Annotated in this window: 14 protein-coding genes; 11 read left to right on the top strand and 3 right to left on the bottom strand. The window is 63.1% G+C overall.

What is annotated here, in order from left to right:
• Positions 1 to 8 precede the first annotated feature (8 nt).
• The 3 genes from BSP239C_RS05325 to cls all read left to right on the top strand — a co-directional run bounded on the left by BSP239C_RS05325 (position 9) and on the right by cls (position 4,929).
• The gene (locus BSP239C_RS05325) at positions 9 to 2,069 is read left to right on the top strand and encodes an acetyl-CoA carboxylase biotin carboxylase subunit (RefSeq protein WP_101570655.1); all 2,061 of its coding nucleotides are present in this window, start codon (positions 9 to 11) and stop codon (positions 2,067 to 2,069) included.
• A gap of 61 nt (positions 2,070 to 2,130) precedes the next feature.
• Complete coding sequence (locus tag BSP239C_RS05320; protein ID WP_101570653.1) at positions 2,131 to 3,303, top strand: acyl-CoA dehydrogenase family protein; 1,173 nt, start codon at positions 2,131 to 2,133, stop codon at positions 3,301 to 3,303.
• Between the two features lie 153 nt (positions 3,304 to 3,456).
• Positions 3,457 to 4,929: a cardiolipin synthase gene (gene cls / locus BSP239C_RS05315; RefSeq protein WP_101570651.1), complete on the top strand. Its 1,473-nt coding sequence runs from the start codon at positions 3,457 to 3,459 to the stop codon at positions 4,927 to 4,929.
• A 257-nt stretch (positions 4,930 to 5,186) separates the two neighbouring features.
• On the opposite strand, the gene BSP239C_RS05310 is transcribed toward cls, so the two are convergent.
• Genes BSP239C_RS05310 through BSP239C_RS20680 form a run of 3 tightly spaced genes read right to left on the bottom strand, consistent with a single transcriptional unit; the run spans position 5,187 to position 7,679 of the window.
• Positions 5,187 to 6,008: an HAD-IIA family hydrolase gene (locus BSP239C_RS05310; RefSeq protein WP_101570649.1), complete on the bottom strand. Its 822-nt coding sequence runs from the start codon at positions 6,006 to 6,008 to the stop codon at positions 5,187 to 5,189.
• A 46-nt stretch (positions 6,009 to 6,054) separates the two neighbouring features.
• On the bottom strand, positions 6,055 to 7,515 hold the full coding sequence (locus BSP239C_RS05305) for a cytosine permease (RefSeq protein ID WP_101570647.1): 1,461 nt from the start codon (positions 7,513 to 7,515) through the stop codon (positions 6,055 to 6,057).
• Positions 7,512 to 7,679 carry a hypothetical protein gene (locus BSP239C_RS20680; protein WP_180958930.1) on the bottom strand — a complete coding sequence of 56 codons (168 nt, stop codon included), beginning with the start codon at positions 7,677 to 7,679 and terminating at the stop codon, positions 7,512 to 7,514. Before BSP239C_RS20680 ends, BSP239C_RS05305 begins: the two co-directional genes overlap by 4 nt.
• Before the next feature lie 182 nt (positions 7,680 to 7,861).
• On the opposite strand from BSP239C_RS20680, the gene BSP239C_RS05300 reads away from it, so the two are divergent.
• From BSP239C_RS05300 to BSP239C_RS21045, 8 genes are all read left to right on the top strand, one after another.
• Positions 7,862 to 8,191, top strand: a complete 330-nt coding sequence (locus tag BSP239C_RS05300) for a helix-turn-helix transcriptional regulator (RefSeq protein WP_257930089.1) — start codon at positions 7,862 to 7,864, stop codon at positions 8,189 to 8,191.
• Positions 8,192 to 8,214: 23 nt separating this feature from the next.
• Complete coding sequence (locus BSP239C_RS05295) at positions 8,215 to 8,679, top strand: SRPBCC domain-containing protein (RefSeq protein WP_101570643.1); 465 nt, start codon at positions 8,215 to 8,217, stop codon at positions 8,677 to 8,679.
• Between the two features lie 136 nt (positions 8,680 to 8,815).
• Positions 8,816 to 9,355, top strand: a complete 540-nt coding sequence (locus tag BSP239C_RS05290) for a MaoC family dehydratase (protein WP_219618845.1) — start codon at positions 8,816 to 8,818, stop codon at positions 9,353 to 9,355.
• An 8-nt stretch (positions 9,356 to 9,363) separates the two neighbouring features.
• Complete coding sequence (locus BSP239C_RS05285) at positions 9,364 to 10,167, top strand: CoA ester lyase (RefSeq protein ID WP_101570927.1); 804 nt, start codon at positions 9,364 to 9,366, stop codon at positions 10,165 to 10,167.
• A 46-nt stretch (positions 10,168 to 10,213) separates the two neighbouring features.
• A complete protein-coding gene (locus BSP239C_RS05280; protein WP_101570642.1) occupies positions 10,214 to 10,879 on the top strand; it encodes a peptide deformylase in 666 nt (221 codons plus the stop codon).
• 106 nt (positions 10,880 to 10,985) lie between these two features.
• Positions 10,986 to 12,071, top strand: a complete 1,086-nt coding sequence (locus BSP239C_RS05275) for a hypothetical protein (RefSeq protein ID WP_145997410.1) — start codon at positions 10,986 to 10,988, stop codon at positions 12,069 to 12,071.
• 56 nt (positions 12,072 to 12,127) lie between these two features.
• Positions 12,128 to 12,658, top strand: coding sequence for a peptide-methionine (S)-S-oxide reductase MsrA (gene msrA, locus BSP239C_RS05270; RefSeq protein WP_101570638.1), 531 nt, complete (start codon positions 12,128 to 12,130; stop codon positions 12,656 to 12,658).
• The gene (locus BSP239C_RS21045; protein ID WP_257930088.1) at positions 12,659 to 13,534 is read left to right on the top strand and encodes a nitroreductase; all 876 of its coding nucleotides are present in this window, start codon (positions 12,659 to 12,661) and stop codon (positions 13,532 to 13,534) included.
• The last annotated feature ends 116 nt before the right edge of the window (positions 13,535 to 13,650 follow it).

Here is a 13,650-nt window from a genome sequence, read left to right as displayed (position 1 = left end):
GCTCATCCATGTTCAATACCGTACTCATCGCCAACCGCGGCGAAATCGCCCTGCGCGTCATCCGCACCTGTCGCCGACTGGGCATCAGGACAGTCGCCGTCTACTCCGACGCCGACGCCCACGCCGCTCACGTCAAGGCCGCCGACACCGCAGTGCACCTTGGCCCCGCCCAAGCCTCCGAGTCCTATCTGCGCATCGATAAGGTCATCGCCGCGGCCAACGCCACCGGCGCTGAGGCGATCCACCCCGGCTACGGATTCCTGTCCGAGAACGCGGACTTCTCCGCTGCCTGCGAGACGGAAGGAATCGTGTTCCTCGGTCCCGGCGCCGAGGCGATCCGCACTATGGGCGACAAGATCACCGCCAAGAACGCGGTCTCCCAGCGCGGTGTGCCGTTGGTGCCCGGCACCAAAGACGCAGCCATGTCCAAGGAGTCGCTGATCACCGCTGCCGAAGACATCGGCTTCCCGGTGCTCATCAAACCCTCCGCCGGTGGTGGTGGTAAGGGCATGCACGCGGTCTTCGAGCCCTCCGAGTTGCCCGCAGCATTGGATACCGCCCGCCGTGAGGCCGCGAGCTCCTTCGGCGACGACACGCTGTTCCTCGAACGCCTCGTCGCCACTCCGCGACACATCGAAGTCCAGATCATGGCCGACGCCCACGGCAACGTCATCCACCTCGGCGAACGTGAGTGCTCACTGCAGCGCCGCCACCAGAAGGTCATCGAGGAGGCTCCTTCGGCACTGCTCGACGAGGCGACCCGGGACCGGATCGGGCAGGCAGCCTGTGAGACTGCGAAGTCCGTGGGCTACTGCGGGGCAGGCACTGTCGAATTCATCGTCGGCGCCGACCGCCCCGACGAGTTCTTCTTCATGGAGATGAATACCCGCCTGCAGGTCGAGCACCCGGTCACCGAGGAAGTCACCGGAGTCGATCTCGTCGAACTCCAGCTGCGCGTGGGTGCCGGTGAGGAACTGCCGCTGGTCCAGGACGACATCACGATGACCGGCCACTCGATCGAGGCCCGCATCTACGCCGAAGACCCCTCGCGCGGATTCCTGCCCACGGGCGGACGGGCGCTCGACGTCGTCTTCCCCGAAGGAGAGGGCATTCGCGTCGACTCCGGCCTCGACGCCGGGCAGACCATCGCCTCGGACTACGACCCGATGATCGCCAAACTCATCGTCCACGCTCCGGACCGGACTGCCGCGATCGCTCGTCTCGATTCGGCACTCGCCGCCTCAGCAGTACCGGGAATCGTGACGAACATCGACTTTCTGCGCACACTGCTGGGCCTCGACGCGGTGGTCTCCGGTGACCTCGACACCTCACTCATCGACAACCTCGACGAGGATCAGCTGGCCCACACAGCGACCGTGATCGACCGGGAGATTGCTGCCGCCGCGGTGCTCGTCACGGCGGGCCGTGCAGGTACCGACCTCACCGGAGCGATCACGAAGCCTGACCTGTCGGGCACTGCCGGAAACCCAGCGACAGCAGGAAACCCGGCACCAGCCTCGGCGTGGGGGAGACCTACTGCCTGGCGAACCTCACGTCCGGACTTCCGTCCTGTCGTGGAGCTGAACTTCGGGGGCGATGTCTTCAAGGTCGAAGCAGTCGCCGATGATGTCACTGTCGATGACAGCGGCCTGTGGCATGTTCGCGTCGCCGATACCCAGTACACGGCCCGCGTGTTCTCCGATGCTCGGGACCGCAGCATCTGGGTCAGCAGCGACCGCGGCGTCTACGCGTTCACCCGCACCCAGTCCGACACGTCCCTGACCCCGGGTCTCGACGGCGCCGAGGTGCTTGCCCCGATGCCCGGATCTGTCGTCGAAGTCAAGGTCGAGTCCGGAGACCACGTCGAACAGGGCGATCCGATCGTCGTCGTCGAGGCGATGAAGATGGAGCACGTGCTCACCGCACCGGCGACCGGAAGCGTCACCGTCACCGCGGTCCAAGGCGCCCAGGTCGGACTCGACGAGGTGCTCGCCACCGTCGTCGACGAAGCCGCAGCGGAGGCCGCCGACGCAAGCGACGACGTAGCCGCCGCACCAGCAGCCAACTGATCACAACAAACTCATTGACCACAAGAAATCCACTGACCACGCATTGAGCGGGGAGGAAATCATGACAGCTTTCGTTCCGGGCATGCTGCCCGAAGAATACGAGGACCTGCGCCAGGGCGTCGCGAAGTTCGCCGACGAAGAGGTCGCACCGGTCTCCGCCGAACTCGACGCCAAGCACGAGTTCCCCTACGACCTGGTAGCGAAGATGGGCGAGATGGGCCTCTTCGGCCTGCCCTTCGACGAAGAGTACGGCGGCATGGGCGGGGACTATTTCGCCCTGTGCCTGGCCATCGAGGAGATCGGCCGCGTCAACCAGTCGCTGGCCATCACTTTGGAGGCCGGCGTCTCTTTGGGTGCCATGCCGATCTACCGCTTCGGCACCGAAGAGCAGAAGCGCGAATGGCTGCCCAAACTCACCGACGCCTCCGGGCTGGGTGCCTTCGGCCTGACCGAACCCGAAGCTGGCTCGGACGCCGGCGGCACGCGGACCAGGGCCACACTCGAGAACGGCACCTGGACCGTCAACGGCGGCAAGTGCTTCATCACGAACTCTGGCACCGACATCACCCGCCTGGTCACGGCCACCGCGGTGACAGGAACCCGGACCTCGAAGTCCGGCCGTGAGGTCCCCGAGATCTCGACCATCATGATTCCCACAGGAACACCTGGCTTCACCGCCGAACCGGCCTATGACAAGGTCGGCTGGAACTCCTCGGACACACACCCGCTGACCTTCGACAATGTGCAGGTTCCAGAAGAGAACCTGCTGGGTGAGCGCGGCCGCGGCTACGCGAACTTCCTGCGCATCCTCGATGAGGGACGCATCGCCGTGGGCGCCCTCTCGGTCGGTGCCGCGCAGGGCTGCGTGGACGAATCCGTGAAGTACGCCAAGGAACGTCAGGCCTTCGGTCAGCCGATCTCTGACTTCCAGGGCATCTCCTTCAAGATCGCCCGCATGGAGGCCCGCGTGGTCGCCGCCCGTGCCGCCTACTACCTGGCCGCCTCGCGCATGCTCGCCGGGATGCCGTTCAAAAAGGAAGCCGCGATTGCGAAGATGGTCGCCGGTGAGGCAGCGATGGACAACGCCCGCGACGCCACCCAGATCCACGGCGGCTACGGCTTCATGAACGAATACCTTGTCGCTCGCCACTACCGCGACTCGAAGATCCTCGAAGTCGGGGAGGGCACCACCGAGGTTCAGCTCATGCTCATCGCCCGCGAACTCGGTATCTGAGCAGCAGAGACAACACTTCACACCGCCCGCCGAGGTGGTCCCGCGCTTCCGTACGGACGTGCCGGGCCACCTCGGCGGGCGGTGCTGTCATCTGTTGGTTCGCGGCTCCGTTAGTGTGGGGCAGAGGAAAATCCGAGGAGAAGGAGGGGATTTGTGGATCTCAGCGTCGTGACGTCGGTCCTGGGCGTGAGCCTGATCGTCATCGAATATGCGGTGAAGATCATCGCCGTCGGCGTCGTCCCCGAGGACCGCAGGCCGTCCTCGTCCTCGGCCTGGCTGCTGCTGATCCTGTTCGTCCCCCTCGTCGGGATCCCGCTGTTCCTCATGCTCGGCAGCCCCTATATCAACCGGCGCCGGGCACGTATCCAGGCACAAGCCGATGAGCTCATGCACGAAGGCGCCGACGATCTGCCCGACGTGCCGCCATCTCTTGAGGCCCCGTCTGGCTTCGTCTCGATTGCTCAACTGGGTCGCCGGCTCACCGCCCTGCCGATGGTCACCGGCAACAACCACGGCGTCACCAGCGATTACAGGGCCAGCATCGAACGAATGTCAGCTCTCGTCGATGAAGCCCACGAATACGTGCATGTCGAGATCTACATCATGGCCTGGGACTGGACGACCGACATCTTCTTCCATGCTCTCGAACGCGCAGCGGACCGAGGTGTGAAGGTCAAGGTCCTCTTCGACCACATCGGTTCTCGCAAGTATCCGGGATTCCACCGCCTCGGCAAGCGACTGACCAAGGCCGGCATCGACTGGCACCTCATGCTTCCGTTCATTCCCTGGCGCGGGAAGCTGCGCCGCATCGACCTGCGCAATCACCGCAAACTCCTCGTCGTCGACGGGAAGAAGGCGATGATGGGTTCGCAGAACATGATCGACTCCTCGTACCTGAAGAAGGCGAACGTGAGGATCGGTCGAGCCTGGCACGACATCATGGTCGAACTCTCCGGCCCCATCGTCGCCGCGGTCGAGGCTGTATTCTCCACCGACTGGTACACAGAATGCGGAGAGTCTCTGGGGATCAGAGCCTATGATCGCGACGCCTACGAGCCCGGTGTGGGCGGTCAGACGAGTGCCATGCAGCTCGTGCCCTCTGGTCCCGGGTTCACCACCGAACCCAACCTCAAGGTCTTCACCTCGCTGATGTACCTGGCGCAGAAGCGACTGGTGATCGTCAGCCCGTACTTCGTTCCCGACGAGTCCCTTCTGGCCGCCGTTGTCACCGCCGCCGAGCGCGGAGTCAACGTCGAACTCTATGTCAGCGAACAGGCCGACCAATTCATGGTCGACCTCGCCCAGTCCTCCTACTACCGCTCGCTGCTCGAGGTCGGCGTGCGGATCTTCCGCTACCCGAAGCCCCAGGTCCTGCACACGAAGTGCCTCATCGTCGATGACGAGTACGCGGTCATGGGGTCCTCGAACCTGGACATGCGCTCCTTCGGCCTCAACTACGAGATCAGCCTGCTGGCGACCGGTGGAGACCTGGTCGATGACATCGCCGAGGTGGTCGTAGATTACCAGCGCGAAAGCAGCGAGCTCTCCCTCGGAGAATGGGAGCAGCGGCCGCTGATCCGCCGCTACCTGGAGTCCGTGATGCGTCTGACGTCCTCGCTGCAGTGAGGACGTGACTGAGGACGTGACTGAGGGCGGCGGCTGCGGCGGACTGCTGCGGCGCATTGAGCCGAGGCACATTGAGCCGAGGCACACGGCACCGAAAGTCGCTTTCGACGAAACTCGGGTTGAGCGTCGACAATCATATGCGCACATATGTTTCTCGACGCTCAACCCGATCCGTGCCGGAAGTGGCTTGCTCGCGGCCCATGTTTCGACGCTGAGACCGTTATTCGTCCGGTGTTTGGCTAGGCAGGTAGGTTGCTTCAGGCGGACCCGGTGACGTCGGGGCCCATCTCCTCGAGCTGGTCGAGAGGGACGTCGAGGAGGTCATGAACTCCGTTGACGATCTCATTGGGGCGGAAGGGGAAACGGTGTACATCCTCGGCGGTGGAGATTCCCGAGAGGACGAGCACGGTGTGCATGCCTGCCTCCATCCCGGCAATGATGTCGGTATCCATCCGATCGCCGATCATCGCGGTGCTCATCGAGTGGGCGCCGATCTGGTTGAGCGCTGAACGGAACATCATCGGATTCGGCTTGCCCACGACATAGGGGTCACGGTTAGTGGCCTTCGTGATCAGCGCGGCGATGGCGCCGGTTGCTGGGAGGACACCCTCGGGGCTGGGACCGGTGGCATCGGGGTTGGTCACGATGAAGCGTGAACCACCGTCGATGAGGCGGATCGCCTTGGTGATCGCCTCGAATGAATAGGAGTGAGTCTCGCCGACAACGACGAAGTCCGGATCGTTCTCCGTCATGATGAAACCGGCCTCATGGATTGCGGTGGTCAGTCCCGCCTCACCGACGACGTAGGCGGTACCGTGCTCGACTTGGTTGGACAGGAAGTCTGCGGTGGCCATGGCGGAGGTCCAGATCTTCGATTCGGGAACATCGAGGCCGTTCGACCTGAGTCGGGCTGAAAGGTCCCTGGCGGTGTAGATCGAGTTGTTCGTCAGGACCAGGTACGGAATGTCGGCCTGACGCCACTGTGCGAGGAGCTCGGCCGCGCCGGGCAGGGGATTGTTCTCCCTGACCAGAACACCGTCCATGTCGGTCAACCAGCATTCGATCGAGTCGCGATCCATGTCTCTCCTGAAGATAGTCGTTGAGCCGATGCGGCTGCCTCCTAGCCTAGTCGGGTTTGGCAGCCTGAGTCTTGACCCTAAGGAATCCGCCCTTGCCGCGGGGAATGGTCACGGTCTTCGTCAGCACGTAGTAAAGGGTTCCGGAGACGAGCATCGAGGGGATCGAAGCCGTGAGCCACCGGAACGCCTCGGTCGGAATGTAGTCGATCGGGTCGAGCAGCAAGGTATAGACGAGGGCACCAGCGGCCATGGTGGTGAACGCGACGAGATTGAAACCGCCGGTGAAGTGATACGGCGATCCAGGTCGGTTGTCATACATCGCACGGATGTCGAGATGCTGCCTGCGCAGTATGAAGAAGTCGACGAACTGGATCGCGCACAGAGGACCAAGCACAATCGCACCCCAAGAGACGAAGCGACCGTAGTTGTTGTACGTGATGTCGGGGAAGAATACGAGTACCACTGCCGGGACGAGAATGAGTCCGCCGAGGACAGGCCAAGGGAGCCTGCGTCCCACGTTGCCGGTGCCACCGCGAACAGCGACGAGCGCCGCGTAGCCTTGGGCGACGATGGAGGTGATGTTGGCGAAACCGACGAAGATGAGGGCGAGGCCGCCAAGGACGAACCCACCGAGTGGAATCATCCACTGTGTGGGATCGTCGGAGCCCAGTGCAAGGGCCGAGAACGCACCCACGATCGCAGCGATCACCGAGGCGAGGAAGAGCCCGATCATGTTCGGCCAGTAGGCCGCGCGCGAGCTTCTGGTCAGGCGGGCCAAGTTGCCGACGTTGGGCCACCACGCGAGGCCCCCGGCGACGTTGAGCTCGATGGCGAGCATAAACGCCATGTGCTTGTCGAAATCGGCGGCGAGTGGTTCCAAAGAGACGAGTTCTGACCAGCCGATCTGCGTGAAGATCAGGACGAGCATGAGAAGGGTGACCACGACGAGGCCGGGGGAGACGACCTTGTTGACGGTCTCGATCGACTTCGGGCCGCGCATCAGGATAAGCCACGAGATGATCACGGCGAGGAGTCCAAGCAGCTTGACGATCAGGCTGTCGGGGGCGAGATCGGTGCCGAAGAGCTCGTTGCTGACGTTGGCGAACGCATGCCCGCACATGATCGCCAGAACTGCAGCCCAAGCGGCTGCGAGCAGTGCGGAGAGGGCGAGCATGATGGCTCGACCACCTGCGGTGCCGAACGATGATCTGAGCGAGACGAACTGTTCGATGCCATATCGGACTGCAGGGATGCAGGGGGCCAGGGCGACGAAGATGATGCTGATTCCATAGCCGATCACTATGCTGGCAACCGCCTCTTTGGCGCCGACATAGTAGGCAACTGCGCCGCCTTGGAGGAACGCCCAGGTTGCGATGGCAAGTCCGATGTTCGCCGCAGAGAAGTCCCAGAAGCTCCAGATCCGGTCCTTCTTCAGGAGCGGCAGGTCGCTGGTCGAGCCGGCGTCATGCAGTGCTGTGCGCTGGAATCGTTGACGGTCGCTGCTCACAGAAAGCACCAGCCCACCACGACGAGAGATGTGACAGCGAGGACGACGATCGAGATGACGATGTCTCCGGTCGGCAATGGCGCAAGGACACCCTCCTCGCTTCCTGGGTCCTCGTAGAGGTCGAGGCGGCGGTCGAGTTCGGTGCGGAAATCCTCGTCCATCATGAGCTGTGGTCTCCTTTGACCAAGTGAGAAAGAAAGTCGTAGATAGGTGCGGTTGTCAGTGTGCCGCATGACACTATACCGTCCGGACGGTTCTGTTTGGCAGAAAACCCTTGACAGCCGATCACACCGGAGTATTGTAGTATTTACTTAATTAAGGAAGTGCTGAAATTAATCTCAACTCTGTGTTCGGTGCTCTGGCCGACCCGACCAGGCGGGCGATGATCGATCGTCTGCGGGAAAGCGACCTCAGTGCCGGTGAATTGGCCGAACCGTTTCCCATCAGCAGATCGGCAGTGTCGCAGCATCTCAAAGTACTTGAAGACGCTGGACTGATCACTCGGTCCAAAAATGCACAGAGACGGATCGTGCATCTCAACGTCGAGGGTCTGAGTGCGGGTACAGACTGGCTGCTGGCAGCACACATGGATTGGGAGCAGCGCTTCGACACACTCGACCAGGTGCTGGCCGAGACTTCGCCCCCAGGCGAACAGGCTGAGGGCAGACAGCAATGATCGACTCACAGAGGAGAACCATCATGAATGAGAACGAAAATGAGAATGAGGAGCCCGGTTTCACAATAGTCCGCGACTTCGCAGCACCTCGAGACCGTGTCTGGGAGGCCTGGACCAACACCGATGTCATGGCCCGCTGGCTCCATCCGGAAACGCTGGTCACACCGCGCGAATCCGTCAGCGTGGACCTGCGCGTCGGCGGTCTCTACACCTACTCCATGCGCATCGAGGAGACAGGACAGGAGTTCCCGACGGCGGGCAAGTACCTCGTGATTGAGAGACCGCACCGGCTCGACTTCACCTGGGGGAGCCCCGGCGACGTCGACGAGGCACCTCAGATCAGAATCGAGTTTGAGGAAGTCGATGCAGGCACCACCCGGATGACGTTTGCGCTGACCGGCATTCCCAATGACTCGGGTTCCGATGCCAGCGCCTACGACGGCTGGAATTCCGCCTTCAACGTCTTCGAGTCTGAGATCGCAGGCTGAGGTCGCAGGCGGACCCAGGATCCAGTGCGGACCCGGGCCCCACAGCAGGGACCCGGGTTGCCTGCTGTCCGACGCCAGGCGTTAAGCTCAAATCACGACAATCGGGCAGAGACGCAGTGACACAGAGGAGTGACGCATGAGTGAGCAGAAGGTCATCGAACAAAGAGGTCTGTGGCTGGATGAGATGGAAGTCGGTGCGATCTACAAGCACGCTCCCGGCCGCACCATCACCGAGGCGGACAACACCTGGTTCACGGCCGTGACGATGAATACTCAGGCCCTTCACCTCGATGCAGCCTTCGCTGCGACCGAGCCCTTTGGTCAGCGCCTGGTCAACTCTATGTTCACCCTCTCCACCCTTATCGGGCTTTCGGTCACGCAGCTGACGCAGGGCACGATCGTCGGCAACCTCGGCTTCTCCGAAGTCGCCTTCCCCGCCCCGCTCTTCCACGGCGACACCCTCTACGCCGAGACGACGATCCTTGACAAACGCGCCTCGAAGTCTCGTCCCGGGCAGGGCATCGTGACCCTCGAGCACCGCGGCTACAACCAGGACGGAACCCTCGTGGCCAAGGCCGTGCGTCAGACCATGATGTTCGACTCCAGCCACGCCGGTGAAGCAAAGAAGGTCCCCGCGCAGCAGGAGGACACCATCCAGAACGAAACCGGAAAGTGAGCACCACGATGGCATTGGATTTCAAACCCGCCTGGCTCTTCGTCCCCGGTGACCGCCCGGACCGCTACACGAAGGCCGCCGAACGCTCCGACATCGTCATCCTCGACATCGAGGACGCGGTCAACGACGGCGACAAAGCCACTGCCCGCGAAGCGATCATCGACTACCCGCTCGATCCCACCCGCACGGTGGTCCGCATCAATGCGCGAGATTCGGAGCACCTCGGCGAGGACATGGCAATGCTGGCCAAGACCGAGTACACGGCCGTCATGCTGCCGAAGTCCGAGCACGCCTCCGACCTCACAATCCTTAGCGACTACCAGGTCATCGCACTGATCGAGACGGCGCTCGGGGCCGTCAACGTCGCCGAGATCGCCGCCGCACCCAATACCTACGCACTCATGTGGGGATCCGAGGACCTCATCGCCGACCTCGGCGGAGGATCCTCGCGCAATGCCGACGGAGGCTACCGTGACGTGGCCAAACACGTACGCAACTCGACCCTGCTGGCCGCTCGCGCGCACGGAAAGTTCGCCCTCGACTCGATCTGGGCGAATATCCCCGACCTCGACGGTCTGGGGGAGGAAGCCGAGGACGCCGTCCAATCCGGGTTCAGCGGAAAGGTCTCCATCCACCCCAACCATGTTCCCGTCGTCCGCGATGCGTTCCGCCCCAGCGAAGAGCAGTTGACCTGGGCGAAGGCCGTGCTTGGTCTCGCGAAGACCGAGAAGGGTGCCTTTGCCTACGAGGGCAAGATGATCGACGCCCCACTGCTCAAGCACGCCGAACTCATCGTCGCCCGAGACGTCTGAGCCCGGTGATGACCGGGACGATGCCCCGTCCGCGAGGAGTTGGTCAGTGAATGATGCCGATGCGCTCATCGCCACCCAGATCCGAGCCGTCCTCGTAGCGGCCGCGGACAATGGCGGCGTGGCTCCGATCGTCGAGGCCGGCGACCCGATCCTGCGCCAGGTGACCCGTCCCTTCGACGGACAGGTCGACGACGCCGAGCTGGACCAACTCGCCGAGGTGATGCGAGCGACCATGCTCGGCGCGCCCGGCGTAGGACTGGCCGGACCACAGGTGGGCATCGGCCTGTCCATGTTCGTCGCCGAAGACCCCGGCAGTCTCAATCCGGAGGTTGCCGCGGTGCGGCAACGGACCCCGATGCCCCTACGCGTGGTCCTCAACGCCGACTACAACCCGGCCACCTCGGAAAACGTCGCCTTCTATGAGGGCTGCCTGTCGATCCCCGGCTACCAGGCCGTCGTCGCTCGTCCTCGCGAGATCGAACTGCGAGGTCAGAACCTCGACGGCACTGCCATCGCCGAGGTCGCCTCCGGTTGGTCGGCGCGCATCGTCGCGCACGAGACCGATCACCTCGAAGGAGTCATGTTCCTTGACAAAGCTGAGATGCGTTCCCTTTCGACCAACACCTCGGTGGCGAAATTCTGGAACCAGCCATCGACTCAGAAGGCAGCCAGCGAGCTCGGGTTCGCCCTGCCGAGTTCAATGCTGCTCTGAGGCCGGAGGACTCGCCCTCTGGGACGATTTCCATAATTGCCACAGGAGACCATGTTTCGATTGAGGCATGCGTTTTCCCGATATCCCTCTACGTCATCGTCGTCTCGTGCGTGCTATCGCCGTTGCCGGAACCAGCGGCCTCGCACTGGTGCGCAGGCGCGACTTCGCGCCCGAACACGACCGTGCGGCCCGCTTGGGCAATGCGATCGCCAATGCAGGACTGACCTGGATCGCCGGAACGCGGGCCTTCGCGGGGCCGGACGAGAGTGAGCTCGACCTCGGCGCAGCGTTCGGAGCCGTCGGCTCGGAAGCGGGACAGCCCGCCCGGTACTCGACAGTGGACCCGATGGAGCAGGAGGAGAGGACCCGGACCTTTCGCAACCTCACCACCGCTTTCGCCTCCGGTGCCCTCAGCTGGGCCCTGTGGCACCCGACGCAGGACTTCGTCGATAGGATCGACGCCAAATTTCCTGCCGGTTTCGGGCGCGGACTGGGCGCAGGCGCCAGCGGAGCGTTCGTCGCAGGCGGTGCAGCCCTGCTCGACAAATTCGCCGAGCTCGACCAGGCCGAATACTGGGAGAACGCTCCGGTCGAGATCGAACTGCCGGAGCATATCCGCGGAGCCGTCGATCAGCTGCTCGCACAGCCGCATCCGGTCTCTGCCGAGTCCGCTGAGGCGGTGCGAGCACAGTTCGACTCGGCACGATTTTTCGTGTGGGTGACCTATTCGCGCACACAGCATCCGGGTGATGATCCCATCACCTTGGACCCGCAGCAGCTCTCCGCGCTGCTGGACGTTGAAGACATCACCACGATCGATGTCTACCCCGAGGCATCGGCTCGACTCGTTGTGCCGAAGAATCAGACCTATCCCGTGACCGGCGTCCAGGACGTTGCGGGCATCCACGACGCTGAGGGGGCGGCCCCGCAGGAACTTCGCCTCGAGATAGCCGATGGCCTCCTCAGCCGGATCGATCTCAACGCCGTCGACGAAGACTCACCCGCACGCAGCTCAGACGACCTTCCAGGTTCAGAGAGGCCGGGGATGCTCTATCCTTTGGGACTCGACGGTGACGTGGACGGCTACTTGAGCCGCTATGAGATGGAGGATGAGGAATTCGACGCAATGCCCCTCACTCTTGACCGGTGGCCCGGTCCGAAGCAGCTGCGGTTCATCTCTGAATGCGGTTAGGCTCACTACACGTGCCCGCTCGGGAATAAGCACACGCTGACATCGTTGTACGAGATATGAGTGAACTTCGTACTTTGACCCTGGGCGCCGGCTGCTTCTGGTGCCTCGATGCCGTCTACCAGCGGACGAAGGGCGTGACCTCGGTGATCTCCGGATACACCGGCGGTCACACTCCGAACCCGCACTACCGCGAAGTCTGCTCTGGGGCTTCCGGTCACGCCGAGGCCCTGCAGGTCACCTTCGATGCCGAGATCGTGCCCGAAAGCGTCATCCTGGGGCTCTTCTTCACCGGTCACGACCCGACGAGCCTCAACGCTCAGGGCTATGACGTGGGAACTCAGTACCGTTCAGCCATGTTCTACTCCGATGAGGAGGAGAAGGCGCGCTTCGCCGCCGCCATTGCTGAAGCGCAGGAGATCTTCGACCGCCCGATCGTCACGACGCTCGAACCGCTGGGGATCTTCCACACCGCCGAGGCTGTTCACCAGGACTTCTACACCGAGAACAGCAACAACGGGTACTGCCGTGTCATCATTGATCCGAAGCTGTCCCACGCGCGGGAGGCATTTGCGGAATGGGTGAGCTGAGTGTCGAAACACAAGGATTCGTCTGATCATCGCAGCTCGAAGAAGCACAGCGGCTCGAAGAAGTCAGACAAGAAGCGTCCGAAGGACGGTAGTGCCTGCGAGGTGACGAAGGGTCGCGTACGCGCGCACTTCCTCGACGGCGAGACCGGACCATGGGCGAAGAGGCTCGCTGATCAGGCCTCGGCGGCAGACGACGTAGTTGCAACCTCAGCCTCAGCGCCAAAGGCTGACAGCGCGAATGCGGCAGCCGAGGTTGCAGCAGCATCGCCTCGGCACCAGGGCCCTGACTACACGGTGCCGTCCTCGATCGACATCGTTGCCGACCCGGTCCTGCATGCCATGTCCACGAGGCGGTCGATCTCGAAGGTCGATGGCGAGACACCGAACGACTCCGATCTGCGCGAGATCATCCGCTCGCTCTCTTCTGTCGCCGACCACAAGGGCCTGCGACCCTGGAGATTCATCATCCTCCGCGGCGAAGACAGGCACCGCCTCGGCGCTGCCCTCGACGAAGCTGCCGCTGTGACACGAAAGCCGGGGGAGAGGAACGAGAAGCCGTTGCGGGCCGAACTGCTTCTCGCTCTCGTCTCCTCCCCGAGCGAGAACCCGAAGGTTCCCGAATGGGAGCAGCACGCCACTGCAGCTGGCGCCGGACACTTACTCGAACTCGCACTCTGGCAGGCAGGGTGGGGCGTAATGTGGCGCAGCGGAACCATGACCAACGAACCAGCCGTCCGCAGACTCCACCGGCTGAGTCCCGGTGAATTGCTCATGGGCTGGTTCTACATCGGGGCAGTACCCGAACGCTACCGAGAGCGCATGGCGCACAGCACCAGGCCATTGCCCGACCCCGACCAATTCCTTGAAACCCTGTGACCGACTGAGACGACGTGACTGACAAAGACGATGTGCCCGAACACTCTGACGCTCCAAGCACCGAGGCGCTGAACGGCGAAGCGGCGAACCCCGACGCGCTCGCGGCCGCGAAGGCC

It is taken from the genome of Brevibacterium sp. 239c (assembly GCF_900169365.1).
In the GTDB taxonomy this organism is placed as follows: Bacteria; Actinomycetota; Actinomycetes; order Actinomycetales; family Brevibacteriaceae; genus Brevibacterium.
This window is presented reverse-complemented; position numbering and strand designations above follow the sequence as displayed.

Bases quoted from the DNA above. Each gene is read 5' to 3' on its own strand.
- BSP239C_RS05325 (WP_101570655.1), top strand. From the start codon at position 9: ATGTTCAATACCGTACTCATCGCCAACCGCGGCGAAATCGCCCTGCGC.
- BSP239C_RS05320 (WP_101570653.1), top strand. From the start codon at position 2,131: ATGACAGCTTTCGTTCCGGGCATGCTGCCCGAAGAATACGAGGACCTG.
- BSP239C_RS05310 (WP_101570649.1), bottom strand. From the start codon at position 6,008: ATGGATCGCGACTCGATCGAATGCTGGTTGACCGACATGGACGGTGTT.
- BSP239C_RS20680 (WP_180958930.1), bottom strand. From the start codon at position 7,679: ATGATGGACGAGGATTTCCGCACCGAACTCGACCGCCGCCTCGACCTC.
- BSP239C_RS05295 (WP_101570643.1), top strand. From the start codon at position 8,215: ATGAATGAGAACGAAAATGAGAATGAGGAGCCCGGTTTCACAATAGTC.
- BSP239C_RS05290 (WP_219618845.1), top strand. From the start codon at position 8,816: ATGAGTGAGCAGAAGGTCATCGAACAAAGAGGTCTGTGGCTGGATGAG.
- BSP239C_RS05285 (WP_101570927.1), top strand. From the start codon at position 9,364: ATGGCATTGGATTTCAAACCCGCCTGGCTCTTCGTCCCCGGTGACCGC.
- msrA (WP_101570638.1), top strand. From the start codon at position 12,128: ATGAGTGAACTTCGTACTTTGACCCTGGGCGCCGGCTGCTTCTGGTGC.